Consider the following 1,270-nt stretch of genomic DNA (forward strand, 5'->3'; position numbering starts at 1 on the left):
CAGGCGCAGGCCCGCGGACGGCGGTGGCACGTGACGGGGCCGCACCGGCTGCGCGAGCCACGCGAGCGGTCCAGGTGGCGCGGGCTGAAGGAGGCGGTGCGCGCGAGGCGCGGTCACACGGCGGTCGTCCTGGTGACGGTCGCCGCGCTGCTGACCGGGCTCGGATTCTGGGCCGGCCGTCCCGACGACGCGGACCCCTCCGGCCGGGGCCTGCCCGGCAACGCGGCCTCCGGCGAACTGCCCACCGGCCCCTGCGCCCCCACTGACACCCTGGTTCCGCCCTGCGGCGCCTGGTGGGGGGCGTACGTGCCGTACGCGGCGAACGGCTCGCTCAAGGACGCCGTGCTCGGTTTCGAGGAGCGGATCGGCCGCAGGCTCGACCTCGTCTACAACTACCACGACATGTCGGGCACCGAGCTCGACGGGCAACTGCTCACCCCCGACGAGCAGGAGCTCGGCGAGGACCGGCTGCTCATGCTGGCCTGGGAGTCCACCGTCTGGACCGAGCCGCACCACGAGAACTGGACGGAGACCCAGCTCGGCTGGAAGAACATCGCCTCGGGGAAGTACGACGAGGAGGTCATCGACCCGCAGATCCGGCGCCTCAAGGCCTACGGCAAACGCGTCTTCTTCTCCTTCGACCAGGAGACCGACGCCCGCATCAAGGAGGGCGCCGGCACCCCGGAGGAGTTCGTCGCGGCGTACCGCCACCTCCACGACCGGTTCCGTGAACTGGGCGCCGACAACGTCGTGTGGGTGTGGACCGTCTCCGGCTACCTCGGCAGCGCGAAGGAGATGAAGGCCCTCTACCCCGGGGACGAGTACGTCGACTGGATCGCGATGGACCAGTACAACTACTACGGCTGCCACGACACCACCGACTGGAAGGACTTCCTGCGCAGCCAGCGGCCCAGCTACGAATGGCTGCGCGCGAACATCACCGACGACAGACCGGTGATGCTCGCGGAGTTCGCCACCGCGCCCGACGCCGACGACCCGGGGCGCCAGCGCGACTGGTACACCGCGATCCCCGGCGCCGTGAGGAGACTGCCGGAGGTGAAGGCCCTGGTGCACTGGAACCGGCCGACGTCGGAGAGGCCCGAGTGCGATCTGACCGTCAACACCGGTCCGGGGCTGGAGGGCTACCGGGAAGCGGGGCGGGACGAGTACTTCCAGCAGCCCGTGCCGCCCCGTTGAGTTGAGTGGTGCCCCGTCCGGCCCGGCCGCTCAGTGGCCGGGCGGGACGGTCCGTCCGCCGCGGAGCGCGAGC

The 1,270-nt window shown here is 71.4% G+C and carries 1 protein-coding gene; it reads left to right on the forward strand.

Annotated features, from left to right (window positions below; translation table 11 throughout):
* Positions 1–132 precede the first annotated feature (132 nt).
* Positions 133–1,197, forward strand: coding sequence for a glycoside hydrolase family 26 protein (locus tag B7767_RS19555; protein WP_256923491.1), 1,065 nt, complete (start codon positions 133–135; stop codon positions 1,195–1,197).
* The last annotated feature ends 73 nt before the right edge of the window (positions 1,198–1,270 follow it).

The organism is Streptomyces sp. 13-12-16, from assembly GCF_002114215.1.
Taxonomy (GTDB): Bacteria; Actinomycetota; Actinomycetes; order Streptomycetales; family Streptomycetaceae; genus Streptomyces.